The organism is Shinella sp. NM-101 (assembly GCF_021401195.1).
Lineage (GTDB): Bacteria > Pseudomonadota > Alphaproteobacteria > Rhizobiales > Rhizobiaceae > Shinella.
Genome location: NZ_JACBFT010000006.1, coordinates 101,338 through 124,444, shown reverse-complemented (window position 1 = coordinate 124,444; position 23,107 = coordinate 101,338). Strand labels below are relative to the sequence as shown.

Genomic DNA, 23,107 nt, shown 5'->3' with positions numbered 1-23,107 from the left:
GATGGCCAGAATCACGTCGCACCGCCCGGATGATCACGAAGATGCGACCGACGCGTCGCCCGGCGACGGCCTTTCGCAAGAAGTCGCCGTTTCCGCCCCGCCGGCGCCGCCCGCGCATCTGCAAGACCTCACCGACCGCGCCCGCTCCTATGTCGAGGCGGCAAGTTCGGCCAATACGCGGCGGGCCTATGCGGCGGACTGGAAGCATTTTTCCGCCTGGTGCCGGCGGCAGGGCCTTTCGCCGTTCCCGCCGGACCCGCAGGTGGTCGGCCTTTACATCACGGCCTGCGCCTCGGGCACGGCCGAGCGCGGCACCAGGCCGAACACCGTCTCGACCATCGAGCGGCGCCTTTCCGCCATCGGCTGGAACTGCGCCCAGCGCGGCGTGCCGCTCGATCGCAGGGACCGCCACATCGCCACCGTGCTGGCCGGCATCCGCAACCGGCATGCCGCCCCGCCGCGGCAGAAGGAGGCGATCCTGCCCGAAGACCTCCTCGCCATGCTGGAAACGCTCGACCGCGGCACGCTGCGCGGCCTGCGCGACCGCGCCATGCTGCTCATCGGCTTTGCCGGCGGCCTGCGCCGCTCGGAGATCACCGGGCTCGACCTCGGCCGCGACCAGACGGAGGACGGCCGCGGCTGGATCGAGATCTTCGACAAGGGGGCTCTGGCGACCCTGCGCGGCAAGACCGGCTGGCGAGAGGTGGAGATCGGCCGCGGCTCCTCCGACGCCACCTGCCCGGTCGCCGCGCTGGAGACGTGGATAAAATTCGCCCGGATCGCCAAGGGGCCCCTCTTTCGCCGCGTGACCGGCAAGGGAAAAGACGTCGGCCCGGACCGCCTCAACGACCAGGAGGTGGCACGCCTCGTCAAGAAGACCGCGCTCGCCGCCGGCGTTCGCGGCGACCTCTCCGAGGCCGAGCGGGCGGAAAGGTTCGCCGGCCATTCGCTGCGCGCCGGCCTTGCCTCCTCCGCCGAGGTCGACGAGCGCCATGTCCAGAAGCAGCTCGGCCACGCCTCGGCCGAAATGACCCGCCGCTACCAGCGCCGGCGCGACCGCTTCCGCATAAACCTCACCAAGGCGGCCGGCCTGTGATGCGGCAAAGGGGGCGGAATCCGCCCCCCTCGCCTTCCCGAACTTCGCTTACTTCTTGCCGCCCCAGCGTTCCGGGTAGCCCGGAAGTTCCTGGCAGCCGCAGAGGCTGTAGTGCAGCGGCGGCATGCGCTCGTCGACATAGTTCGCCAGAACGTCCTCGGTGATCGCCGGCTGCGGCAGCACCCATTCGGGGCCGGGAACCGCCTTGCCGTCCAGCACGTCGAGGGCCGCGATGACGGCCGTGCGCCACTGGTAGGTCGGGTAGGACGGGCCGATCGCCGTCAGCTTCTCCGACTGCCACTTGCGCAGGAAGTCCTGCTGGTCCTCGCCGCTGATGACAGGATAGGGAAGGCCCGCATCCTCGAAGGCTTCGAGCGCCGCCGTCGCCGTATCGCCGGCATCCATCCAGACCGCGTCGATCTTCTCGCCGCGGTTGATGTAGTCCTCGACGACGGACTTGGTCTTGGCCCGGTCGCTGCCGGTGAATTCCGAGCCGATCACGTTGATGCCGGCCTCGTCGAAGATGTTCTTGGCGGCCGAATAGCGGGTCTCCAGCACGTCGACGCCCGGCATGATGCGTAGCGCCAGCACGTTGTCGCCCTTCTTCAGCTTGCCGGCGATGAACTCGCCCGAGGTGATGCCGAAGCCGTAGCCGCCGACAGGATGGATATAGGTCACCGGGCAGCTCGTATTGACGCCGCGGTCGAAGACGACGACCGGGAGCTTGCCGCAGGCCGCTTCCACGGCCGGAGTGAGCGCCGCCGTCGTGTTGGGCGAGACGATCAGCGCATCGCACTTGCCGCCGCTGACGAGGGCCTCGATATCGGAGATCTGCTTGTCGTCCTTGCCCTCGGCATCGACGACGATCAGTTCCTTGAGGCGATCCTTGTGCAGCTCGGCCTCGGCATTGAGGTTGTTGAGGCCGACGACGCGCCAGGGATTGAAGACGCCGGCATTGGAGAAGCAGAGCGTGACCTGGCCGTCCTTCCTGTATTTCGCCGTGTCGACCATGCCATCGCCGAGATGCTGCGCCCAGGGCTGGCCTTCCGGTCCCTGCGGCGTCATCGAAAGCTGCTCGCGCTGCTTCTTGAACTCGGCCGGGTCGTTGAAGTCCTGCGCCAGCGCCTGCCCGGCGAATGTGAGCGCGACGGTCGTCGCCAGAAGTGTCCTCAGTGTCATGTCTTCCTCCTCCAGAATGCCGGCCGCGCCGGCGGTTGATGCTATGTCGGGTCAGGTCCGCCGCCGGCCACGCCACACGCTGGCGCCCACCGCGGCGATCAGGATCAGGCCCTGGATGCTGTCGCGTAGCGCCTGCGGCAGGCCGATGAGATTGAGCAGGGTGAAGAGCGCGAAGAGGCTGAGCGCCCCGAACACCGCGCTCCAGATGGAGCCGCGCCCGCCGAGAAGCTGCGCGCCGCCGATGACGCAGGCGGCGATCGCCTGCAGCTCCAGCCCCTCGCCGGCATTGACGGAGACGCCGGAAAAGCCGCCGATCAGGATGCCGGCCGTCACCGCCGAGACCGCGGAGACCACGAAGGCGAGGATGCGCGTCGCGGCGACCGGCGTTCCGGCCAGCTGCGCCGCCCGCGGATTGTCGCCGACGGCGAGCGCCCGCTTGCCGTAGACGGTGCCGTTGAGACCCCACCAGGCGAGTGCCACGAAGCCGGCAAGGACGATGGCCGCCAGCGGCAGCGCGCCGAGGACGGGAACGTCGCGCCAGACCAGACGGCCGAGATTGCGGAAATTGTCCGGCAGGTCGCCGCGCGCCGCCCCGCCCGACCAGGCGAGCGCCAGCCCGTTGACGGAGAGCATCGTGCCGAGCGTCGCGATGATCGAGGGCACCTTGAGGAAGGCGACGACGAGGCCGTTCACGAGGCCGACGGCGATGCCCATGGCATAGAGCACGCCGATGACCGCCCAGGTCGTCTCCGGATCGCCGTTGATCAGGATCGAGGCGGCGAGCACGACCAGCGTCGCGACCGCTCCCATGGAGAGATCGAAGCCGCCCGTCAGGATGACGTAGAGCTGGCCGCAGGCGAGGATGACGAGCGGCGCGGCGCGCCGCAGGAAATTCATGAAGAGGCCCGGCTCCAGATAGTTCGGCTGGAGGAAGGCGATGCCCGCATAGAGCGCGAGGAAGATGACGAGGCCGGCATTGACCGCGATGCGTGCCGGGCGGCGAAGGGAGGAAGGGGTCTGCGGGACGGGGCTCATGCGACATGCCCCTTCGAGCGGACGGCGTGGATGGCGACGGCGGCAACGACGATGGCCCCGCGCAGCACCTGCTTGAGGAAGGCGTCGATGCCGAGCATGTTGAAGCCCGCATCGAGGCTGGCGAAGAGCAGGACGCCCGCCAGCGTGCCGGCGACGCCGCCCTTGCCGCCGGCAAGGATCGTGCCGCCGATGACCGTCACGGCGATGGATTCGAGGTCGTAGATGCCGTCGCGGCCGATCCAGGGCGTGCCGGATTGCAGCCGGGCGGCGAGATAGAGCCCCGACGCGCCGGCAAACAGGCTGGCGACCACATGGGCGGACAGCGTGACGCGCTCCGTGCGGATGCCGGCGAGCCGCGCCCCGTCCGGATTGCCGCCGACGGCATAGATGCGCGCGCCGAACAGCGTGCGGTCGAGCACGAAGGCGGCGGCGAGCGAGAGGGCGGCGAGCAGCAGGATGGAATAGGGCACGCCCAGCACGCCGCCATAGGCGACGACCTGGAATTCCCGCGCCACCGCCCCCTGCAGCATGCCGAACGAGGCGGCGAGCACGCCCTGGATGACGAGCCCCGTGCCGAGCGTCGCGATCAGCGGATTGATGCCGCCATAGGCGACGAGCGCGCCGTTGACGAGGCCGACCGCGAGGCAGAGCCCGAGGCAGATCACGATGGCCGGCAGGATCATCGCCGGATCGCCCTGCATGATATGCGAGGCGAGGACGGCGACGGCGCTGATGAGCGCGGCGACCGAAAGATCGATCGACCCGACGAGGATGACGAAGGTCTGGCCGACCGCGACCAGCCCGAGGGCCACCATGCGCTGGAGGAGGCCGACGATGCCCTGCCCGCCGAGCTGCGCGGTCTCGCCGGTCGCAAGCGCGACAACGACGAAGAAGCCGATGGAGAGCCCCGCCAGCAGCACGGCGATGGAGAGGCCCGGAGCGGCCGGCTTCGGCTTCACGATATCCGTCGTCATGCGCGTGCCTCCGCTTGCGGCGCATCCGCAAGGCCGAGGGCGAGATGCATGACGTCCTCCTCGCTCGCGCCCCTCGGCAGTTCGCCGGACAGGCGGCCCTGGTGCATGACGAGGATGCGGTCGGCGATGCCGATCAGCTCGGGCATGTCGGAGGAGATCACGACGATGCCGCGGCCGGAATCGGCGAAGCCGCGCATCGTCTCGTAGATCGCCGCCTTGGCCGCGATGTCGATGCCGCGGGTCGGCTCGACGAAGACGAGGATGTCGGATGCCTGCGCCAGCCAGCGCACGATGATCGCCTTCTGCTGGTTGCCGCCGGAGAGCGTGCCGATCTCCTGGCCGAAATCCCCGGCCCGCACGTCCATGCCGCGCAGCCGTTCGTCGATGGCGGAAGGCGCGAAGGCGCCGCGCTCCGGCCGCGTGAAGAGGCCGGCCATGGAGCGCAGGGTCAGGAGCGCATTGTCGCGCACGGACTGGCGCAGCGCGAGCCCCTCGCGCTTGCGGTCGCCCGGCAGGTAGCCGATGCCGGCGGCCGTCGCCTGCCGGGGCGTGCGAAGGGCGACCGGCCTGCCGCGCAGCGCGACCGCGCCGCCGGAGAACGGCGCATCGCCGACCAGTGCCTGCGCCAGCGCGCCCTTGCCGGAATCTTCCAGGCCCGCCACGCCGACGATCTCGCCGGCCCGCACGCTGAGGGCGATGTCGCGCAACGCCGCATTCACCCCGCCCTCGACAGCAAGGAGGACGGCACCCGGCGCGGAGACCGACGGCGCGGGGTAGAAATCCTTGAGGTCGCGGCCGACCATCGCCCGCACGATCTCGCCGATCGGGGCGGCCTCGCGCGGCCGCGTCCAGACCTTCCTGCCGTCCTTGAGGACGGTGATGCGGTCGGCGATCGCCGTGACCTCCGGCATGCGGTGGGAGATATAGACGATCGAGACGCCCTCGCCCCGGAGGGTCCGCACCAGCGCGAGGAGCGTGCGGCTGTCGCGCTCGTCCAGCGCCGCCGTCGGCTCGTCCATGACGAGGATGCGCGCATCGAGGAGAAGCGCCTTGGCGATCTCCACGAGCTGCTGCGTGGCGATGGAGAGCGAGGAAACAGGCGCCTGCGGATCGATCTGCGCGCCGATGCGGCGAAGGAGCGACGCCGCCTTCTTTCGCATCGCCGCCTTGTCGAGGATGCCGCGCCGGGCGATCTCGCGCCCCATGAAGATGTTTTCCGCCACCGTGCGGTGCGGCAGCAGGCTGAGCTCCTGATGGATGATCGAGATACCCGCTTCCGCCGCCTGACGTGGATGGGTGAACTGCACGGCCCTGCCGTCGAGGCGGATCTCGCCGGCATCCGGCCGGTAGCTGCCGCCGAGGATCTTCATCAGCGTCGACTTGCCGGCGCCGTTCTCGCCGCAGATCGCATGGACCTCGCCGGGCAGGCAGTCGAAATCCACGCTGTCGAGCGCGCGCACGCCCGGAAAGACCTTGCCGATGCCGGACATGCCGAGGGTGGGGACAGCCGTCATGCCAGCCGCTCTCCGGCCGCCGCCCATTCGCGGCGGATGAAGGCGACGCTCTCGGCGAAAAGGCCGTCGAGATCGTCGAAGAGATCGCGCCAGACGCGCGTCGCGCCGGCAAGCTCCGGCAGGGCGCGGCCGAAGGATTCGACCGTCAGCCAGCCGTCGTAGTTGCAGCGGCGCAGCGCGTCGAAATGCGCCGCGAAGGGCACATGGCCGGAGCCGGGAACGCCGCGGTCGTTTTCCGAGACATGGAAATGGTTGATCTCGCCGTGATAGCGCTCAAAAGTCGCCGGCGGGTCCTTTTCCTCGATATTGGCGTGGAACGTGTCGAACATGTAGCCGTAGTTGGGATGGTTGACGGCGCGGTAGATGGCCGATGCCTGAGCGATGGTCGACATCATGTAGCATTCGAAACGGTTGACCGCTTCCGCCGAAATGCGCACGCCCGCGGGCGCCGCGTATTCCGCCATCGCGCGCATCGCCTCCACGCAGCGGCCGGTTTCCTCCGGCGTCGGCCCGAAGCCGGTGAAGACACCGACTGGCGAATGGAGGGGCCCCGCGACGATCTCGCCGCCCATCGCCGCCGTGCAGTCGACGATCCAGCGATGGTGGTCGCGCGCTTTCGCGCGCACCGCCGGATCGGGGCTGACGGGATTGGCCTCGGGCGTCGCGACGGCGGCCGCGCCCGCCGTCAGGCCGATATCGGCAAGGAGCCGGCCGAGCGCCGCATAGTGCTTGACCTTGCCGGAGAAGACAGGAACCTCCACCGCGTCGTAGCCGAGCGCCTTCAGCCGTTCGAGCTGGCGCGCGTGCTGCATGCCGATATCCGCGCCGATGACGAGCAGGTTGAATGCGACCTTCACTGATATCCTCCCCTTCGCCGCGCCGGCCTCTCCCGTCGGCCTGCGCGACACGGCCACAATGGCAGGCTTGACTCGGCAATTCTTGCGGACGACAACAGTGGTAAATTTCTTAAGTCATTTTGTGTTGGGAGGCGCGACGTGAACAGACATGCGGTGATTTCGCCGGCCGATTGCCGGCCCTCGGTCTTCCGCCAGCCGGACTCCGTCATGTATGCCGACAACTGCAAGGAATTGCAGGCCGCCGCCCGCCGCGGCGAGGTCGAGCTTCACGCCTGGACGCGCGGCAGCTACCCCGGCACCTCGCTCGGCGAGCGCCTGCCGGGCATCCGCACCGTCGGCTTCTGGGATGCGCGCCACGGCCAGTCCTGGGGGCTCGGCCGGCATTGCAACGAAGGCTTCAAGATCGCCTATCTCGCCCGCGGCAGCCTCGACCTCGTGGTGGACGAACGGACCTATGCGCTCAAGCAGGGCCAGTTCATCGTCATCCGCCCCTGGCAGCTCCATTCCATCGGCAATCCGAATGTCGGGCCGAGCCGGCTCTTGTGGATCATCCTCGATGCGGGCCTGCGCCGGCCGAGCGAAACGCCCGACTGGCCGGACTGGCTCGTCTTCTCCAGGGACGAGGCGGCGCGGCTCGGCGAGATCCTGACGCAGAACAATCAGCCGGTCTGGGACGGCGGCGCCGAGCTCTGCCGCACCTTCGAGGCCATCCCCTCCATCCTGCTCGAGCGCAGCCCGGAGGACGGCGAGACGCGCCTCAAGGTGGCGATCAACGCCATGATGCTGAGCCTGATCGACCGGATGGGCGAGCAGGCGCCGACACTCGATCCCGATCTTTCGACCTCGCAGCACACCGTCGCGATCTTCCTGCGGCGGCTTGCCCATGCGCTGGAGGAGGACTGGTCGCTGGAAGGCATGGCCGAGGAATGCGGGCTCTCGCGCACCCGCTTTTCCGACTATTGCAAGAAACTCACCAACATGGCGCCGCGCCAGTATCTCCAGCACCTGCGGCTGGAGCACGCCTCACGCCTGCTGCAGGAGCCGCGCAACACCAGCGTCACCGAGATCGCGCTGAGCTGCGGCTTCAATTCGAGCCAGTACTTCTCGAATGCCTTCAAGAAGCGCTACGGCTACTCGCCGAGCAGCCATCGCGCCTGACGGCACGCTCCGGGCTAGGCGCCGGCGGCAAGCGCGGCGACCCGCTCGAAATGGCCCCGGCCGAGGTGGCCCGTGCCGTCGCGGATATCGGCCGCGATCGCCGCCTTCAGCGCCTCGGCATCGCGCCGGGCGATGGCGGCAAGCGCCTCGGCATGGCGGTCGACCTGGTAGGTCTCCGACAGCGTCTCGCCGGCCCGGCGCATGAAGGGACCGAGGCGCAGCCACAGCGATTCGATGAGCGGCAGCATGACGGTGCCGGGCCGCGCCTCGTAGAGACAGCGGTGAAAGTTGAAATTCGCCTCCACCAAGCGCCCGAAATCCCCCGCCGCAAGCGCCTTGTCCGCCTGCTGGTCGAAGGCCCGCATGCGGGCAAGCCGCATCTCGTCGACGAAGGGCATGGCGCGCTCGGCGGCGCGCGTCTCCAGCGCCACGCGCGCCTCCAGCACCTCCTCGAAGCTCTGCGGGTCGAGATCGCGCACGCGCACCCGGCGATTGTCCAGCAGCTCCAGCGCGCCCTCGGCGACGAGACGGTGCAGGGCCTCGCGCACCGGCATCGCGCTGACCCCCAGCGCCTCGGCAAGGCCGTTGATCGTCACCGGATCGCCCGGCTCGAACTGGCCCGTCATGATCGCGTGCCGCAGGACGCGATAGACCCATTGCTTGGCGGATTCAAAGGCCTCCCGGCCGGCCGCGACCAGCATGCTGAAATCCTCCCCGTGCTCTCCCGCTCCTGCGCAGGCTTATCGTCCCAGGGCTGAATTTCCGGGTATTTGCACCCAGGACGGATAAATCCCCAAAGCCCAAAATCGCCCTTTACAGATTTGATCAAATTATGATTTGTTGTGATCATAAGCAAGTCAAGCCTATCACATGAGAGCCGTGACCAGCGGCCGGACAGAGGATAGCCGGCGGTCCGGGCGGAGGAAGCTCGGGCGCCGGTCGAACAACGGGGAACCGATGACTGAGACGCGCACGACCGCGGCCCATGGCGGCGCCATCGGCATGCATGGCATCAAGAAATGGTTCGGCAACTTCCAGGCCGTCGACGATGTCACGCTGGATATTCGCCCGAACGAATTCTTCACCCTTCTCGGCCCGTCGGGCTGCGGAAAGACCACCCTCCTCAGGATGATCGCCGGTTTCGAGTTGCCCACGGAAGGGCAGGTCCTCCTCGACGGAACGGACATTTCCCGCCTCCTGCCGAACCAGCGGCCGGTCAATACGGTCTTCCAGAACTATGCCCTGTTCCCGCATCTGACGGTCGCCGAGAATATCGGCTTCGGCCTGAAGATGCTGGGCAAGGCGAAAGCGGACATCGAGGCCGTCGTCAGGGACATGCTGAAGCTCGTGCACCTCGAAGGGCGCGGCGACAATCCGGTGACGCAGCTTTCCGGCGGGCAGCAGCAGCGCGTGGCCCTCGCCCGGGCGCTGGCGCCCCGGCCGAAGGTGCTGCTGCTCGACGAGCCGCTTTCCGCGCTCGACCTCAAGCTGCGCAAGTCCATGCAGATGGAACTCAAGCGCCTGCAGCTCGAAACCGGCATCACCTTCGTCTTCGTCACGCACGACCAGGAAGAAGCGCTCACCATGTCCGACCGCATCGCCGTCATGTCGACGGGCACGGTCCGTCAGGTCGGCTCGCCCTGGGACATCTACGATCGCCCGGCCGAACGCTTCGTCGCCGATTTCATCGGCGAGACGAATTTCCTGGAGGCCGACGTCGTGTCCGTCTCCGGCAACACGGCCCGCGTGCGGCTTTCCTCGGGCGCGGAAATCTCCGCGACCTACCCCGCCGACCTCAAGCCGGACGGCAAGGTCACCATCGTCGTGCGCCCCGAACATGCCCGCGTCGGGGCGCCCTCGCCCGGCTCGGTCCTGAACGGCACCGTCCACGAGATCGTCTATCTCGGCACCGATACGCATCTCCACATCCGCCTCGACGACGGCAAGGCCTTCATGGTCCGCCAGCAGAACGCCCGCAGCGGCCATTGCGGCTTCTCCAAGGACGACGCGGTCGGCATCGACTTCAGCGACGACGTCGCCCAGATTCTGAGGGACTGACGATGAACGGCGCCCAGCAGGCCGCCCTGGCGGCGCGGAAAAAGGACATACGCTCCCGCTGGCTGCTGAGCACGCCGGCCCTTGCCATCATCTTCTTCGCGGCGGTCGGGCCGCTTTTCGTCATGCTGCTCTATTCCTTCATGGCGAAGGGCGACTATGGCGACGTGCGGTTCGGGGAATTCTCGCTGGACGGCTGGACCTCGGTGTTCTTCCAGCGCGACATATTCGACGACACGCTGGGCTTTGCCGATGCGCACCTGTCGATCATCTGGCGCTCGATCCAGCTTTCGTTCTTCACGACCCTTCTTACGCTTCTTCTCGGCTTTCCGACCGCCTATTTCATCGCGACCCGCCCGCCGCATACCCGCGAGATCTGGGTCTTCCTGGTCACGATCCCGTTCTGGACCAATCTGCTCATCCGCACCTTCGCGATGCAGCAGGTCATCCGCAACGAGGGCCTGCTCAACAACGCGTTGATCTGGCTCGGCGTGATAAAAAGCCCCTTGCAGATCATGTATACCGACACCGCCAACCTCCTCGGCATGACCTATGTCTATCTGCCGCTCATGGTGCTGCCGCTCTATGCCTCGATCGAAAAGCTGGATTTCCGCCTGGTGGAGGCCGGGTACGACCTTTATGCGACGCGCTTCCAGGTTCTGCGGCGCATCGTCATCCCGCTGGTCAAGCCCGGCCTCGTCGCCGGCTCGATCCTCGTCTTCATCCCCTCGCTCGGCGCCTATGTCATTCCGCGCGTCCTCGGCGGGGGCAAGAACATGATGCTCGGCAACCTCATCGAGATGCAGTTCGGGTCGGGCCGCAACTGGCCGCTCGGGGCCGCGATGTCGATCACGCTGATGGCGCTGGTGATGGTGGCGCTGATCGTCTATGTGCGCAACGCCTCGCGGGGAGGCGCCGGCCATGCTTAGATCGCGCTTCGACGTCCGCGCCCAGCCCGGCTTCGGGCTCGTCACCCTCTTCACCTTCTTCGCGCTCTACCTGCCGATCGGCGCGCTGGTCATCTATTCCTTCAACGGCGCCGATTCGCTCTCGCGGTGGGACGGCTTCTCGACGCGCTGGTTCGTCACGGCCTGGCAGAACGCGGCCGTCCAGGATGCGGCGATGCGCTCGCTGATCATCGCGATATGGGCCGCGTTCCTGGCAACGGTCGCGGCCACGATGGCGGCGCTCGCGACGACGCGCACCGAGCCCTATCGCGGCCTCACCTTCAAATATGCGCTCATCAACCAGCCGCTGATGGTGCCGGAAATCGTGACGGCCGTGGCGCTCCTGATCGTCTTCTCGCGGATCAAGGTCTGGACCGGCTATTCCGGCCTCGGCTACCTGATCGCCGCCCACACCGCCTTCTGCATCCCCTTCGCGTATCTGCCGATCCGCGCCCGCCTCGAAAGCATGGACCTGACGCTGGAGCGGGCGGCCGCCGACCTCTACGCCACGCCCTGGATGACGTTCCGCCATGTGACGCTGCCGCTGCTGCGCCCGGCTGTCATCGCCGGCTTCATGCTCGCCTTCGTCATTTCGCTCGATGACGTCGTCATCACGGAATTCGTGAAGTCCGGCGGGCAGGACACCCTGCCGACCTACATGCTCGGGCAGCTCCGGCGCGAGACCTCGCCCGAGATCAACGCCATCGCCACGGTCTTCCTTGCGCTTTCGACCGCGCTCGTCGTGATCTTCTTCTTCATCAACAGAAAACAGGCCACAGAGAGGAACTGAGAATGAAAACGAAATGGATGATAACGACGGCCACGACGGCGATCGCCGCGCTGGCATTCGCGAACGCCGCATCGGCCGCCGGCGAGCTCAACATCTTCAACTGGGGTGACTATACCAACCCCGAGCTCGTCAAGAAGTTCGAACAGAAGTTCGACGTCAAGGTGACCGTCACCGACTACGATTCCAACGACACCGCCCTCGCCAAGGTCCGCGCCGGCGGCCACGGCTTCGACATCGTCGTGCCCTCTGCCAACTACGTCCAGATCTGGGTCAAGGAAGGCCTCCTGCAGGAAGCCCGCCCCGACCAGATGGAGAATTTCAAGAATGTCGACGAGCGCTGGGTCGACGTTCCCTGGGATCCGGGCCGCCACTATACCGTTCCGTGGCAGTGGGGCCTGACGGGCATCGGCGTCAACAGCTCGGTCTACAAGGGCGACATCAACACCTCCGCCATCTTCCTCGATCCGCCGGAAGAACTCGTCGGCAAGATCAACGTCGCGCCGGAAATGAACGACGTCCTCTTCGCCACGATCAAGTATTTCGGCGGCGAATGGTGCACCATGGACAAGGAGGTGCTGCGCAAGGTCCGCGACAAGCTGGTCGAGGCGAAGTCGAAGTGGCTCGCCATGGACTACAGCGTGACGGAGAAGCTGCCGGCCGGCGACTATGCCGGGGTCTATTACTGGAACGGCGCCATCATGCGCTCGCGCCTGAAGAACCCCGACATCAAGTTCGGCTATCCGAAGGAAGGCTTCCCCTACTTCATGGACAGCGTCGCGATCCTGAAGGACGCCAAGAACACCGAGAATGCCAAGCTGTTCATGAACTTCATCATGGACCCGGAAAACGCCGCGCTGATCTCGGCCTTCGCCAAATATGCCAACGGCATCAAGGGCTCGGAAAAGTTCCTGCCGGCCGAAATGCAGTCGGCGCCCGAGCTGGTCGTTCCGGCGGAATTCCAGTCGGCGGGCGAATTCCTCGCGAGCTGCGAGCCGGAGGTGCAGCAGCTCTACACCAAGATCTGGACCGAACTGCAGAAGTAAGCGGCATGGCCGCGTAATACGAGGACAGCCCGACGCGGGAAGGCCATGCGCCTTCCCGCGCTTCGGCTGGATTTTTCATGATCAGGACCTTCAAGGACAGGCACGGCTTTGCCCGCGCCGACGTCACCCTCGCCAACTGGCGCACCGCCCCCTACAGCCGCTGGACCTTCCAGAACGTGCGCGACCTCGTGCCGACGGCGGTGATCGCCGCAGAAGCCCCGGCGGCGGAGGCGCCGCTTGCCAGCGACGCCTTCCTCGACGCGGCGATGGAGACCGGCCTTGCCGGCGCGCCGAACGCCCGCGCCTTCCTCGAATTCGCCCACACCGACGCCTTCGTGCTGATGCGGCGGGGCGAGATCGCGGCGGAATACTATGCCCCGCATGCCGATCCGAACGCGCCGCATCTCGTCTTCTCCATCTCCAAGTCGCTGACCGCTGTCATCTCCGGCATCCTGGAGGCGGAAGGCCTGGTCGATCCCGACCGGCCCGTTACCGGCTACCTCCCTGAGGCGAAGGGCAGCGTCTATGGCGACTGCACCTACCGCGACGTGCTGGACATGCGCGTCAGCCTCGATTTCGAGGAAGCCTATCTCGACCCCCACGGTGCTTTCGCGCGCTATCGCCGCGCCATGCTGTGGAACCCGCCGATGAAGGACGCCGAGCCCGAGACGCTCGCCTCCTTCCTCCTGACCCTGAAGAAGGCCGAGCGGCCGCATGGCGGGCCGTTCTATTACGCCTCGCCGAACGCCGACCTCATCGGCGTCGTCATCGAGCGCGTGACGGGTGCCCGCCTCGCGGACCTTGCCTCCGACCTCCTCTGGAAGCCGATGGGTGCCAGGAGCAATGCCGACATCACGGTGGACGCCATCGGCACGCCGCGCACCGCCGGCGGCGTTTCCGTGACCGCCCGCGACCTTGCCCGCCTTGGCGAGCTCCTGCGCAACCACGGTGTGCGCAATGGCCGGCAGATCGTTCCGGAAGGCTGGATCCGCGACATGCAGGAGAACGGCGACCGGGAGGCCTGGCAGCTGGGCCGCAATGTCGACCTGCCGAACGGGCGCTATCGCAGCCAGTGGTACCAGTCGGGCGAAGCCGACGGCGCGTTCTGCGCCATCGGCATCCACGGCCAGTGGCTCTATGTGGACCCAAGCACCGAGACCGTCATCGCCAAGCTCTCCTCCCAGCCCGAGCCGCTGGGCGACGAGGAGAACCAGGACATGTTCACCTTCTTCCGCGCGCTCTGCCGCCGGGCGATCTGAAAGCGGGGAAACGCACATGCAGACCGAAGCGAGCTTCATCATCCGCAACGCGCGGGTGCTGACGATGGACGAGGCGAACCCGCGCGCCAGCGCGGTCGCCATCGCCGGCAACCGCATCCTGGCGGTCGGTTCCGAGGCACAGATCGACGCCTATTCAGGCCCTGACACCCATGTCATCGACGCGAGGGGCGGCACTGTCCTGCCCGGCTTCAACGAGGCGCACATGCACATCTTCGGCGGCTCGGCCGAACTGCGCGAGCTCTCGCTGATGGGTCTCAAGGGCTTCAGTGCGCTGGAAACGGCCTTGCAGGACTATGCGGCGCAATATCCCGAACGCCGGCTGCTGATCGCCCAGCACGCCGACTACACGATCCTCTCCGACGACGAGCGTGTGACGCGCCATCACCTCGACCGCATCCTGCCGGATCGCGCAGTGCTGATCTTCGCGCCCGACCATCACACCGCCTGGGCCAACACGCTTGCGCTTGAGATGGGCGGCATCCTGGAAGGCCGCGATGTCGGCGTCGGCAACGAGATCGTCATGGGCGAGGACGGCCTTGCCACCGGGGAACTGCGCGAGAGCAACGCCATCCGCCCCGTCTCCGCGCTCGGCGAGACGGGCGGGCGCGAGATGCTCGGCGTCGGCACCGGCGGCGATCCGGACCATGTGACGGCGGAGGAGCGCGCCGGCGACATCGATATCCTCAAGGAGGGTCTCGCCTATGTCGCCTCGCTCGGCATCACCTCGCTGCAGAACATGGACGGCAGCCTCTACCAGCTCGAAATGCTGGACGAGATCGAGAAGACGACAGGCCTTCCCGTGCGCGTGCGCATGCCCTTCCACATGAAGAACTTCATGCCGCTCTCGGACCTTCAGACCAAGGCTGCCGCCTGGCGCGAACGCTTCGACACCGACCGCCTGCGCTCGGATTTCGTCAAGCTCTTCATGGACGGCGTGACGGAATCGGGCACCGCCGTCTTCGTCGACGACTACAGCCACCAGCCCGGCTGGAAGGGCGAGCCGCTGTTCTCGCAGGCCCATTTCGACGAGATCGCCATCGCCGCCGACCGTCTCGGCCTGCCGGTCGCCGTGCACGCCATCGGCGACGGCGCGGTGCGCATGGTGCTGAACGGCTACGAGGCGGCCATCAGGGCCAACGGCACGCGCGACAGCCGCAACCGCGTCGAGCATATCGAGGTCGTGCATCCCGACGACATCCCGCGCTTCAAGGCGCTCGGCACCATCGCCTCCATGCAGCCGACCCATCCGCCCGGCAGCGCCGGCCTGCCGCTGGAGCCCTACCTCTCCTATATCGGCGAAAGCCGCTGGCCCTACGCATTCGCCTGGCGCACGCTGGTGGATGCCGGCGCACCGATCGTCTTCGCCACCGACTGGCCGGTCTCCCCGCTCGATCCGATGCATTGCATCCAGTGCGCCATGACGCGCACCGTCTGGAAGGACGGCATGAAGGACGAACGGCTGTCGCTGCACGAAACGCTGGCCGCCTATACGCGGACCAGCGCCTGGGTCGAGTTCATGGAGGGCCGCAAGGGCGTGCTGAAACCCGGCTACCTCGCCGACATCGTCGTGCTGTCGGCGGATGTGGAAGCGGCCGACGTCGCGAACCTTGCGCAGATCCGCCCCGTGACCACGATCTGCGACGGCCGGATCACCTACCAGGCATGACGCCACCCGCCGCCGCGACGCGCGGCGGGGGGTGGTCAGGCCGGGCGGCCGAGATCGGCGAGATAGGTGTTTTCCGTCCGCGATTTCGCGTAGTCCTCCGGCCGGATTTCCGCGAAGAGCAGGGTCTCGCCCTCCGCGGGCGCCTCGGCGAGCAGCATGCCGTCGGGCGCCGCGATGCGCGAGAAGCCGGCATAGGTGAAACGGTCGTCGGCGCCGCAATGGTCGACATAGGCGACGAAGACCTGGTTCTCGAAGGCGCGGACCTGGATCATGTGGCTGGCGATGAAGGTGCCGGAAGACCCCTTCGGCAGCGCGGTCGGAACAACGACGAGATCGGCGCCGGCCAGTGCGAGGCGCCGGACGTTTTCCGGGAACTCGACATCGTAGCAGATCAGCATGCCGAGCCGGATGCCGCCCAGTTCCACCAGGACGGAGGCGGGAACGCCGGGCCGGAAGACATTCCGCTCGTAGTCGCCATAAAGATGGGACTTGCGATAGACCGCGTTCGTGCCGATGCCGTCGGTGAAGAGCGCGCTGTTGTATATCAGCGTGCCTTCCTGCTCGGCGAACCCCGCGACGACGGCGAGCTTGTTGTCCTTGGCGATGGCGCTGAGGCGCGCCGGCACGTCGCCGGTCGCGGGCGAGGCGAGCCTCGTCAGGGCATCCTCGCCGGCGCCGTAACCGGTGACGGCCAGTTCCGGAACGATCAGCAGCTTTGCGCCAGCCGATGCCGCATCGACGGCCGCGGCGGCGATGCGCTGGAGATTGGCCTCGCCGTCGCCGGCGATTGCATGCATCTGAAGGGCAGCGATCCGCATGTCTCTTCCTGTTCTCCCTTGCGGCTCCGCAGACCGGAGCGCTCTCAATCCCGCGACGACATGGCGCCGAGCAGCTTCGGCAGGTCGCCGAAGCGCGCGACGAGGCCGAAGATGACGGCGGCGATCGCCACGAAGAGGATCGTGACCGAGGCCATCGTCGGCGTATAGCCGTAACGCAGCGCGTTGAAGATCTTGATTGGCAGCGTCTCCATCGTGAAGCCGATCGTCATGTAGGCCACGATATATTCGTTGAGCGACAGGACGAAGGCGAAGGCATAGCCGGAGACGAGATAGGGCAGGATCAGCGGCAGGACCACCGTGCGGAAGATCGTGCGGTCGTCCGCCCCCATCGTCGCGGCCGCCTCCACCAGCGAGCGGTCGATGGAGGAGAAGCCGAGCGAGAGCGTCACCAGCGGCAGCGTCACGAAGAAGATGGCATGGCTGATCACGGCCGTCGCCGGCTGGCCGTAGAAGCCCGTCGTCGCCCAGAAGGTGAGGAGGCCAAGCGCGGTGATGACCGGCGGCAGCGTGAAGGGCGCGATGCCGAGCAGCTGGAAGATGTTCGCCCAGGGCGCATCGCGCCGCCAGAGGAACCAGGCGAGCGGCAGCGCGATCATCAGCGCCACGGCGGCGGAAAGCGCGGCGAGCGTGATGGAGGCGAAAAGGGCGTTGCGCCATTCGACATTGGCGAAGATCTCGCCGTACCAGCCGAGCGAAAAGCCCTGCGGCGGGAAGGCGAGCGTCTGCTTCTCGTTCACCGAGACGCCGGCGACGACGATGATCGGCAGCGCCAGAAACAGGCCGATCAGGCCGAAATAGAGCCGTTGCAGCAGCGTGTTCATGCGGCTTCCCCCTTGCGGCCGGCATAGACGGTTAGCGCGACGAGGCCGAGCGTGACGAGCACGAGGAAGACGGCCATGGCGGCGGCGAAGGGCATGTTCGACTGGTAGATCGCCTGGTCGGTGATGAGCACCGAGAGCGTCCAGTGCTGCGGCCGGCCGAGGATTTGCGGCAGCAGGTAGGAGCCGAGCGCGAAGATGAAGACCATGATCAAGGTCGCGACGATGGTGTTGCGCAGCGCCGGCACGACGACGGTGAAGAACGCCTTGACGGGCGAGGCGCCGAGCGTACGCGCGGCCTCCGTCAGCGTCGGGTCGAGCCGCACGAGGGCGGGATAGAGCACCAGCACCGTATAGGGCAGCGCCTGGTAGACCATGGCGGTCAGCACCGCGCCGAAGCTCGGGTTCAGCGCCACCGCCTCCTTCAGGATGCCGAGCGCGACGAGGATGTTGGTGATGCCGGCGGTGCGCGAGAAGAGCGTCGACCAGGCAAAGCCGATGATGACCTCCGACAGCGACAGCACCGAGAGCAGCGCCACCAGCCAGAGCACCTGCGCGCGCCGCCCGGCGCGCGAGAGGAGATAGGTGAAAGGTACGGCGAGAACGACGCAGCAGATGGCGACGGCGATCGCCAGGAACAGCGAGAAGCCGAGCACCTTGCCGAAGAACAGGCTGAGGAAGCGGGCGTAATTGTCGAAGACGAAATCGGCCGAATAGAAGCCGGCCGGATCGCGCTTGAAGAAGGAGACGGCGATCATCGTCGCGAAGGGCACGACGAAGAAGACGATCAGCATGCCCGCCGGAAAGACCAGCGGGCCGTAATCGGAAAGCTTCTGCGGGGCTTCGCGCCTCATGACTTCAGCACCACGCAGTCTGCGGGGTTCAGCTTGAGGCCGACCTCCTGCCCGACGGAAACGTCCGGCCGCGCATTCGGCATGGAAACGGCGACGATCTGCCTGCCGCCGGCCTCCACGAAGGTCTCGATCGTGCCGCCGAGATCGCGAATGAACGTGACCTTTCCGGTGATCGCGCCGTTTCCGGGCGCCGCGAGGTGTACGTCCTCCGGGCGCACCGAGAGGACGCCGGCCTTGAGGCCGGGCGGAATGGCAAGGCCGGTGACGGGGCTGCCGAGAACCGAGGCACCGGAGGCGTCCGCGGAAAAATCGATGAGGTTCGTCATCCCGATGAAGTCGGCGACGAAGGTATCGGCCGGGCGGCGGTAGATCTCGACCGGCGGGGCGGCCTGGCGGATCTCGCCGCCGTTCATCACGACCACGGTGTCGGCCATGGTCATCGCCTCGCGCTGGTCGTGGGTGACGACGATGGTGGTGATGCCGAGGCGCTGCTGGAGCTGGCGCAATTCCACCTGCATGGCCTCGCGCAGCTTGGCGTCGAGCGCCGAAAGCGGCTCGTCGAGCAGGAAGAGCTTCGGCGAGATGGCGAGCGCACGGGCAATGGCGACGCGCTGGCGCTGGCCGCCGGAGAGCTTCGCGACGGGGCGGTCGGCGTAGCCCATGAGATGGATCATCGAGAGCAGTTCGTCGACGCGCTTCTTCTGCTCCTCCTTGCCGATGCCACGGATGCGCAGCGAATAGGCGATGTTCTCGCCGACCGTCAGATGCGGGAAGAGCGCCAGCGACTGGAAGACCATGCCGAGGTCGCGCTTGTGCGTCGGGACATGGGTGATGTCCTTGTCGTCGAGCCGGATCTCGCCGCTCGTCGGCAGGTCGAGGCCGGCGACCATGCGCATCAGCGTGGTCTTGCCGCAGCCGGAGGGGCCGAGCAGGCAGACGAAGGTGCCGTGCGGCACCGTGAGCTGCACGTTCCTGACAGCCGTAAACGTGCCGAATTGCTTGGTGACGTTCTGGAGGGTCAGTCCGGACATTGGTTCTCCGCTCGGCGCGTTTCTGGCGCTCGGCCGCTGGCATATCCCATACCGGCGGCCGAGCGGGATTTCTATCGGAAGGCTCTTATCAGCCCGCGATCATTTCCGTCCACTTCTGGTTCAGCCAGTCGGCCTTCGAGGTGTAGAGATCGTAGCGCGGGATGATCGGCTCGATGTCGGAGGAGACGGCGGCGAACTCCTCGGCCGTCAGGTCGAGCAGGTCGCGCTTGACGGTCGGCGCGGTGCCGACCTTGCGCGACAGCAGCGCCTGGATCGACGGCTGGCTCATGTAGTTGATGAAGGTGTGCGCCTCCTCCACCTTGCTCGAAGCGCGCGACAGCGCCCAGCAGCCCGAATCCATGATGCCGCCTTCCTTCGGGAAGGTGGAGCGGACCGGCTGGCCGTCCTTGGCGGCAAGACCCGTCACGTCGTGGTAGTACTGGCCCATCGGGATTTCGCCGGACTTCAGCGACTGCTCGAACTGCGCCTCGTCGCGATACCAGAGGCGGACGTTCGGCTTCACCTCGGCGAGCTTCTCGAAGGCCTTGAGGAGACCTTCCTCGGTATCGAGCGCGTTCGTGCCGCCGAAATGGGTCTTGGCCGTCACTTCCAGCAGGAAGGAGTTGGAGACGAGCGCCAGCAGGCCGAGCTTGTCGGCGTTCGCCGGATCCCAGAGCGCGGCCCAGGATGTCGGCGGCTCGGGATAGACATTGGTGTTGGTGACGAGCGTGATGTACCAGGCGACGGCCCCGATGCCGGCGACGCGGCCGTCCGGATACTTGTTGACGAAATGGTCGATGAGGTTCGACGCGTTCGGGATCTTCGACACGTCGAGCGGCGCCCAGAGCTCCGTCGACTGGCCCTTGAGCATGGCGACCTGCGACATCATCGAGACGTCGGCCGGGGCCTGGCCGGCGCGGGCGGCCTGTTCGAGCTGGACGAGCCAGGCCTCGCCGGTCGGCTCGGCGACCGATTCCACGGCGATGCCCGTTTCCTTGGTGAAGTCCGCGAAGATGTTCTTGTCGAAGGAATCCTTGAAGTAGCCGCCGTAGACGCCGACCTTCAGCGACTTGTCCTGCGCGCGCATGACTGCCGGCATGGCGAGCAGCGAGGCGCCGGCAACGCCCGCACCCAGCACGGCGCGGCGGCTGACATTGGTCTTGAGGATGTCACGCATGGTCGTCTTTCTCCTTTGAGGCCGGCCGGTGGATCCGGCCGGGAGTGTTCCCGTTGTCGTCATTCTATGTCAGGCCGTCGGCGCCACGGAAGGGCCGAAAGCCGTCGGGGTCGGATTTTCGCGAAGAAACCTGCAGCGGGCCCGCGCGGTGCATCGCAGCGCATTGCTGACGGGCCGGAGCCTCCCGATCGTTCCCCAGGGCTTCGCCCTCGTTTTTCACAGTATCGTTATAAAACGCTTGGAAAAGCAATTGTCATTGTTATAGCGTTTGCCGTGAGAAAAACTCACGCCCCAGGTTTCCGTTTCATGGCTTCGCGCCTGCCCCCGCTCAATCCCCTTCGCGCCTTCGAGGCCACCGTCCGCCGGGGCTCCGTCTCCGCCGCGGCGCGTGAGTTGAACGTCACGCACGGGGCGATCAGCCACCAGATCCGTGCCCTGGAGCAGGCGCTCGGCACCGCGCTGTTCGAGCGCGGCGGCAAGCGGTTGAAGCTGACGCCGCAGGGCGCGCTGCTGCTGCCGGCCGTCACCAATGCCTTCGGCGAGATCGCGGCGGCGACCGCGCTGATGAAGCAGCCGGAAACCCGCGGCGAAATCACCGTCACCTGCGTTCCGGCGCTTCTGTCGCTCTGGCTGATCCCGCGCCTTGGCAGCTTCACCGAGCATTATCCCGGCGTGCGCGTCACGCTGATCGCCTCCAACGACCCGGAGAACCTGCGCTCGCTCGATACGGACGTCTGCGTCCTCTACGGCGACGGCAACTGGCCGGACTGCTGGACGAGGCTCTGGTCGCACCTCTCGCTCTTCCCGGTCGCCAGCCCCACGCTGCTCAACAGCCGGCCGCTGCGCTCGCTGCGCGACCTTGCGGACCACACGCTATTCCACGGCGACGACGGCAGCGAGTGGAACACCTGGCTTTCCGCCGCCGACGCGATCGGCATGGCGCCCGGCCGCCAGCATTTCATGAGCGATGCGCGCCTTTCCACCGAGGCCGCGCTACACGGACAGGGCATCGCTCTTGGCGACACGATCACCGCCAGCAACCTGATCGCACGCGGCGAACTGGTCGTGCCCTTCGACCTGACGGTGCCGGCCAACCACGCCTTCCACGTCGCCTGCCGGCACGCCGCGCGCCAGACACCCATCGTCAAGGTCTTCATCGACTGGCTCTTCGCCTCGCTAGAGGAGACCCTACCAGAACCGCAGGCTTCCGCCCGCATGCTGCTGCGCGGGCGCGGCGGCCGGGCGGCCGATGCCCACCGCCCCCTTTCGGCCCCGGCCTCGCGCCGGCCCGCTTCAAGCCAACCGCGCAAGACCCGCGCCTGACCGCCAGAGAAGACCATGCCCCGTTTCAACCCGCTCGTCGCAAACCTTTCCGCCCCGCCGATCCCCTCGGTCTTCGCCTGGGCCTCCGCCTATGATGGCCGCAGCGGACCGATGATCGACCTGTCGCAGGCCGTGCCCGGCTATCCGCCGCATCCCGAGATGCTGCGCCTGCTCGGCGAGAACGCCGCCTCGCGCACCTATACCGGCTACGGCCCCATCGAGGGCGAGGACAGCCTGCGCAAGGCCTATGCCGCGCATCTGTCCGAGACCTACGGCACGCCTCTTGCCGCCGGCAATGTCCATGTCACCGCCGGCTGCAACCAGGCCTTCATCTGCGCCGCCATGGCGGTTGCCGGGGCGGGCGACGCCGTGCTGATGACCGATCCCTACTACTTCAACCAGGAGACCACACTCGCCATGCTCGGCGTGAGGACGCGTTTTGCGCCCTGCGACCCGGCGAACGGCTTCCTGCCCGACGTCGAGACGCTTGCCGCCGCCATCACGCCGGATGTCAGGGCCATCGCACTCGTCTCGCCGAACAACCCGACGGGCGCGGTCTATCCGCCGGAGCTGATCGCGGCGATCTACGACCTCTGCGTGGCGCGCGGGATCTGGCTGGTCCTCGACGAGACCTATCGCGATTTCCTGCCCGTCGGCGCCGGCCGGGCGCACGACCTCTTCTCCCGCGAGGGCTGGGAGGAGACGCTGATCGGCCTCTACAGCTTCTCGAAATCCTTCTGCATTCCCGGCCATCGCCTCGGCGCGATCACCGCCGGCCCCACCGTGGTGGAGCAGGTCGCGAAGATCATGGACAATCTCCAGATCTGCCCGCCCCGCTCCGCCCAGGCCGCCGTCGCCACGGCCCTGCCGCTGCTGGCCGACTGGCGCGAGGAGAACCGCCGCGAGATCGCCCGGCGCGTCGAGGCGCTGCGGGCGACCATGGCGGGCGTTCCGGCCTGGCGCGTCGGCGCCGTCGGGGCGTATTTCGCCTTCATCGGCCATCCGTTCGAGGGCACGCCCTCCGCGCGCGTCGCGGAAAGGCTCGCCAAGGAGGCCGGCATCCTCTGCCTGCCGGGCAGCTATTTCGGCGAGCGGCAGGAGGGCTACCTGCGCTTCGCCTTCGCCAATGCGGATGTCGAGACCATTTCGCGAATAGAGGAGCGCCTCGCGAGTTTTCGTTGAGGCGGTTCGGTGAAATCGGCCTTGACCTTCCCACGGGGGAAGGGTTCAGCATGGCGCAAACATCAGGAGATTGCCCATGAGCGACGACAAGACCCTCGCCTTCACCGTTGAAGACATGACCTGCGGGCATTGCGCCAGGACGATCACCGGCGCGGTGCTGGCCGCCTACCCTGCCGCCAGGGTCGACGTCGATCTTGCTGCAAAGCGCGTCTCCGTCGAGAATGCCGGCGACCGCGCGGCCGTCGCTTCCGTCATCGCGGCCGAGGGCTATTCGCCGGTCGATGCCTGA

22 protein-coding genes are annotated in these 23,107 nt (G+C 67.2%); 11 read left to right on the top strand and 11 right to left on the bottom strand.

Annotated elements, in window-relative coordinates; genetic code table 11:
• Position 1 precedes the first annotated feature (1 nt).
• Complete coding sequence (locus tag L0976_RS13610; RefSeq protein ID WP_234187890.1) at positions 2-1,096, top strand: tyrosine-type recombinase/integrase; 1,095 nt, start codon at positions 2-4, stop codon at positions 1,094-1,096.
• 48 nt (positions 1,097-1,144) lie between these two features.
• On the opposite strand, the gene L0976_RS13605 is transcribed toward L0976_RS13610, so the two are convergent.
• Genes L0976_RS13605 through L0976_RS13585 form a run of 5 tightly spaced genes read right to left on the bottom strand, consistent with a single transcriptional unit; the run spans position 1,145 to position 6,655 of the window.
• On the bottom strand, positions 1,145-2,275 hold the full coding sequence (locus L0976_RS13605; protein ID WP_234187889.1) for a substrate-binding domain-containing protein: 1,131 nt from the start codon (positions 2,273-2,275) through the stop codon (positions 1,145-1,147).
• Between the two features lie 51 nt (positions 2,276-2,326).
• Positions 2,327-3,310: an ABC transporter permease gene (locus L0976_RS13600; protein ID WP_234187888.1), complete on the bottom strand. Its 984-nt coding sequence runs from the start codon at positions 3,308-3,310 to the stop codon at positions 2,327-2,329.
• Complete coding sequence (locus tag L0976_RS13595; RefSeq protein ID WP_234187887.1) at positions 3,307-4,284, bottom strand: ABC transporter permease; 978 nt, start codon at positions 4,282-4,284, stop codon at positions 3,307-3,309. Before L0976_RS13595 ends, L0976_RS13600 begins: the two co-directional genes overlap by 4 nt.
• Positions 4,281-5,798 (bottom strand): sugar ABC transporter ATP-binding protein, encoded by a 1,518-nt coding sequence (locus L0976_RS13590; protein ID WP_234187886.1) that lies wholly within the window; start codon positions 5,796-5,798, stop codon positions 4,281-4,283. The genes L0976_RS13595 and L0976_RS13590 overlap by 4 nt, the downstream gene beginning before the upstream one ends.
• Positions 5,795-6,655: a sugar phosphate isomerase/epimerase family protein gene (locus tag L0976_RS13585; protein ID WP_234187884.1), complete on the bottom strand. Its 861-nt coding sequence runs from the start codon at positions 6,653-6,655 to the stop codon at positions 5,795-5,797. Before L0976_RS13585 ends, L0976_RS13590 begins: the two co-directional genes overlap by 4 nt.
• Before the next feature lie 138 nt (positions 6,656-6,793).
• Here L0976_RS13585 and L0976_RS13580 point away from each other — a divergent pair, with 138 nt between their 5' ends.
• Complete coding sequence (locus L0976_RS13580; RefSeq protein WP_234187882.1) at positions 6,794-7,813, top strand: helix-turn-helix domain-containing protein; 1,020 nt, start codon at positions 6,794-6,796, stop codon at positions 7,811-7,813.
• A gap of 14 nt (positions 7,814-7,827) precedes the next feature.
• Here the strand turns inward: L0976_RS13580 and L0976_RS13575 are convergent, their stop codons facing one another.
• Positions 7,828-8,514, bottom strand: a complete 687-nt coding sequence (locus L0976_RS13575) for a GntR family transcriptional regulator (RefSeq protein WP_234187880.1) — start codon at positions 8,512-8,514, stop codon at positions 7,828-7,830.
• Positions 8,515-8,770: 256 nt separating this feature from the next.
• Between L0976_RS13575 and L0976_RS13570 the strand changes: the two genes are divergently transcribed.
• The 6 genes from L0976_RS13570 to L0976_RS13545 all read left to right on the top strand — a co-directional run bounded on the left by L0976_RS13570 (position 8,771) and on the right by L0976_RS13545 (position 15,594).
• Positions 8,771-9,871 carry an ABC transporter ATP-binding protein gene (locus L0976_RS13570; RefSeq protein ID WP_370643661.1) on the top strand — a complete coding sequence of 367 codons (1,101 nt, stop codon included), beginning with the start codon at positions 8,771-8,773 and terminating at the stop codon, positions 9,869-9,871.
• A gap of 2 nt (positions 9,872-9,873) precedes the next feature.
• The gene (locus tag L0976_RS13565) at positions 9,874-10,797 is read left to right on the top strand and encodes an ABC transporter permease (protein WP_203315835.1); all 924 of its coding nucleotides are present in this window, start codon (positions 9,874-9,876) and stop codon (positions 10,795-10,797) included.
• On the top strand, positions 10,790-11,605 hold the full coding sequence (locus tag L0976_RS13560; protein ID WP_203315834.1) for an ABC transporter permease: 816 nt from the start codon (positions 10,790-10,792) through the stop codon (positions 11,603-11,605). The genes L0976_RS13565 and L0976_RS13560 overlap by 8 nt, the downstream gene beginning before the upstream one ends.
• Positions 11,606-11,607: 2 nt before the next feature.
• On the top strand, positions 11,608-12,648 hold the full coding sequence (locus tag L0976_RS13555; protein ID WP_370643659.1) for an extracellular solute-binding protein: 1,041 nt from the start codon (positions 11,608-11,610) through the stop codon (positions 12,646-12,648).
• A 77-nt stretch (positions 12,649-12,725) separates the two neighbouring features.
• Entirely contained in the window at positions 12,726-13,907 is a 1,182-nt protein-coding gene (locus L0976_RS13550; protein WP_234187877.1) for a serine hydrolase, read from the top strand.
• A gap of 16 nt (positions 13,908-13,923) precedes the next feature.
• Positions 13,924-15,594: an amidohydrolase gene (locus L0976_RS13545; protein WP_234187875.1), complete on the top strand. Its 1,671-nt coding sequence runs from the start codon at positions 13,924-13,926 to the stop codon at positions 15,592-15,594.
• A 35-nt stretch (positions 15,595-15,629) separates the two neighbouring features.
• On the opposite strand, the gene L0976_RS13540 is transcribed toward L0976_RS13545, so the two are convergent.
• The 5 genes from L0976_RS13540 to L0976_RS13520 all read right to left on the bottom strand — a co-directional run bounded on the left by L0976_RS13540 (position 15,630) and on the right by L0976_RS13520 (position 20,313).
• Positions 15,630-16,412, bottom strand: coding sequence for a carbon-nitrogen hydrolase family protein (locus L0976_RS13540; RefSeq protein ID WP_234187873.1), 783 nt, complete (start codon positions 16,410-16,412; stop codon positions 15,630-15,632).
• A gap of 44 nt (positions 16,413-16,456) precedes the next feature.
• Positions 16,457-17,254: an ABC transporter permease gene (locus L0976_RS13535; protein ID WP_234187871.1), complete on the bottom strand. Its 798-nt coding sequence runs from the start codon at positions 17,252-17,254 to the stop codon at positions 16,457-16,459.
• The gene (locus L0976_RS13530; protein WP_234187870.1) at positions 17,251-18,105 is read right to left on the bottom strand and encodes an ABC transporter permease; all 855 of its coding nucleotides are present in this window, start codon (positions 18,103-18,105) and stop codon (positions 17,251-17,253) included. The genes L0976_RS13535 and L0976_RS13530 overlap by 4 nt, the downstream gene beginning before the upstream one ends.
• Positions 18,102-19,136, bottom strand: coding sequence for an ABC transporter ATP-binding protein (locus L0976_RS13525; protein WP_203315827.1), 1,035 nt, complete (start codon positions 19,134-19,136; stop codon positions 18,102-18,104). Before L0976_RS13525 ends, L0976_RS13530 begins: the two co-directional genes overlap by 4 nt.
• Before the next feature lie 88 nt (positions 19,137-19,224).
• Entirely contained in the window at positions 19,225-20,313 is a 1,089-nt protein-coding gene (locus L0976_RS13520) for a PotD/PotF family extracellular solute-binding protein (protein WP_255695950.1), read from the bottom strand.
• A 306-nt stretch (positions 20,314-20,619) separates the two neighbouring features.
• On the opposite strand from L0976_RS13520, the gene L0976_RS13515 reads away from it, so the two are divergent.
• From L0976_RS13515 to L0976_RS13505, 3 genes are all read left to right on the top strand, one after another.
• Positions 20,620-21,636 (top strand): LysR substrate-binding domain-containing protein, encoded by a 1,017-nt coding sequence (locus tag L0976_RS13515; RefSeq protein ID WP_234187867.1) that lies wholly within the window; start codon positions 20,620-20,622, stop codon positions 21,634-21,636.
• A gap of 15 nt (positions 21,637-21,651) precedes the next feature.
• Complete coding sequence (locus tag L0976_RS13510; RefSeq protein ID WP_234187865.1) at positions 21,652-22,818, top strand: aminotransferase; 1,167 nt, start codon at positions 21,652-21,654, stop codon at positions 22,816-22,818.
• Positions 22,819-22,894: 76 nt separating this feature from the next.
• On the top strand, positions 22,895-23,107 hold the full coding sequence (locus L0976_RS13505; protein WP_234187863.1) for a heavy-metal-associated domain-containing protein: 213 nt from the start codon (positions 22,895-22,897) through the stop codon (positions 23,105-23,107).

Coding starts and splice junctions, on each gene's coding strand:
- L0976_RS13545 (WP_234187875.1), top strand. CDS start 13,924: ATGCAGACCGAAGCGAGCTTCATCATCCGCAACGCGCGGGTGCTGACG.
- L0976_RS13520 (WP_255695950.1), bottom strand. CDS start 20,313: ATGCGTGACATCCTCAAGACCAATGTCAGCCGCCGCGCCGTGCTGGGT.
- L0976_RS13570 (WP_370643661.1), top strand. CDS start 8,771: ATGACTGAGACGCGCACGACCGCGGCCCATGGCGGCGCCATCGGCATG.
- L0976_RS13590 (WP_234187886.1), bottom strand. CDS start 5,798: ATGACGGCTGTCCCCACCCTCGGCATGTCCGGCATCGGCAAGGTCTTT.
- L0976_RS13595 (WP_234187887.1), bottom strand. CDS start 4,284: ATGACGACGGATATCGTGAAGCCGAAGCCGGCCGCTCCGGGCCTCTCC.
- L0976_RS13555 (WP_370643659.1), top strand. CDS start 11,608: ATGAAAACGAAATGGATGATAACGACGGCCACGACGGCGATCGCCGCG.
- L0976_RS13540 (WP_234187873.1), bottom strand. CDS start 16,412: ATGCGGATCGCTGCCCTTCAGATGCATGCAATCGCCGGCGACGGCGAG.
- L0976_RS13510 (WP_234187865.1), top strand. CDS start 21,652: ATGCCCCGTTTCAACCCGCTCGTCGCAAACCTTTCCGCCCCGCCGATC.
- L0976_RS13610 (WP_234187890.1), top strand. CDS start 2: ATGGCCAGAATCACGTCGCACCGCCCGGATGATCACGAAGATGCGACC.
- L0976_RS13550 (WP_234187877.1), top strand. CDS start 12,726: ATGATCAGGACCTTCAAGGACAGGCACGGCTTTGCCCGCGCCGACGTC.
- L0976_RS13600 (WP_234187888.1), bottom strand. CDS start 3,310: ATGAGCCCCGTCCCGCAGACCCCTTCCTCCCTTCGCCGCCCGGCACGC.
- L0976_RS13515 (WP_234187867.1), top strand. CDS start 20,620: ATGGCTTCGCGCCTGCCCCCGCTCAATCCCCTTCGCGCCTTCGAGGCC.
- L0976_RS13525 (WP_203315827.1), bottom strand. CDS start 19,136: ATGTCCGGACTGACCCTCCAGAACGTCACCAAGCAATTCGGCACGTTT.
- L0976_RS13505 (WP_234187863.1), top strand. CDS start 22,895: ATGAGCGACGACAAGACCCTCGCCTTCACCGTTGAAGACATGACCTGC.
- L0976_RS13575 (WP_234187880.1), bottom strand. CDS start 8,514: ATGCTGGTCGCGGCCGGCCGGGAGGCCTTTGAATCCGCCAAGCAATGG.
- L0976_RS13565 (WP_203315835.1), top strand. CDS start 9,874: ATGAACGGCGCCCAGCAGGCCGCCCTGGCGGCGCGGAAAAAGGACATA.
- L0976_RS13535 (WP_234187871.1), bottom strand. CDS start 17,254: ATGAACACGCTGCTGCAACGGCTCTATTTCGGCCTGATCGGCCTGTTT.
- L0976_RS13605 (WP_234187889.1), bottom strand. CDS start 2,275: ATGACACTGAGGACACTTCTGGCGACGACCGTCGCGCTCACATTCGCC.
- L0976_RS13560 (WP_203315834.1), top strand. CDS start 10,790: ATGCTTAGATCGCGCTTCGACGTCCGCGCCCAGCCCGGCTTCGGGCTC.
- L0976_RS13530 (WP_234187870.1), bottom strand. CDS start 18,105: ATGAGGCGCGAAGCCCCGCAGAAGCTTTCCGATTACGGCCCGCTGGTC.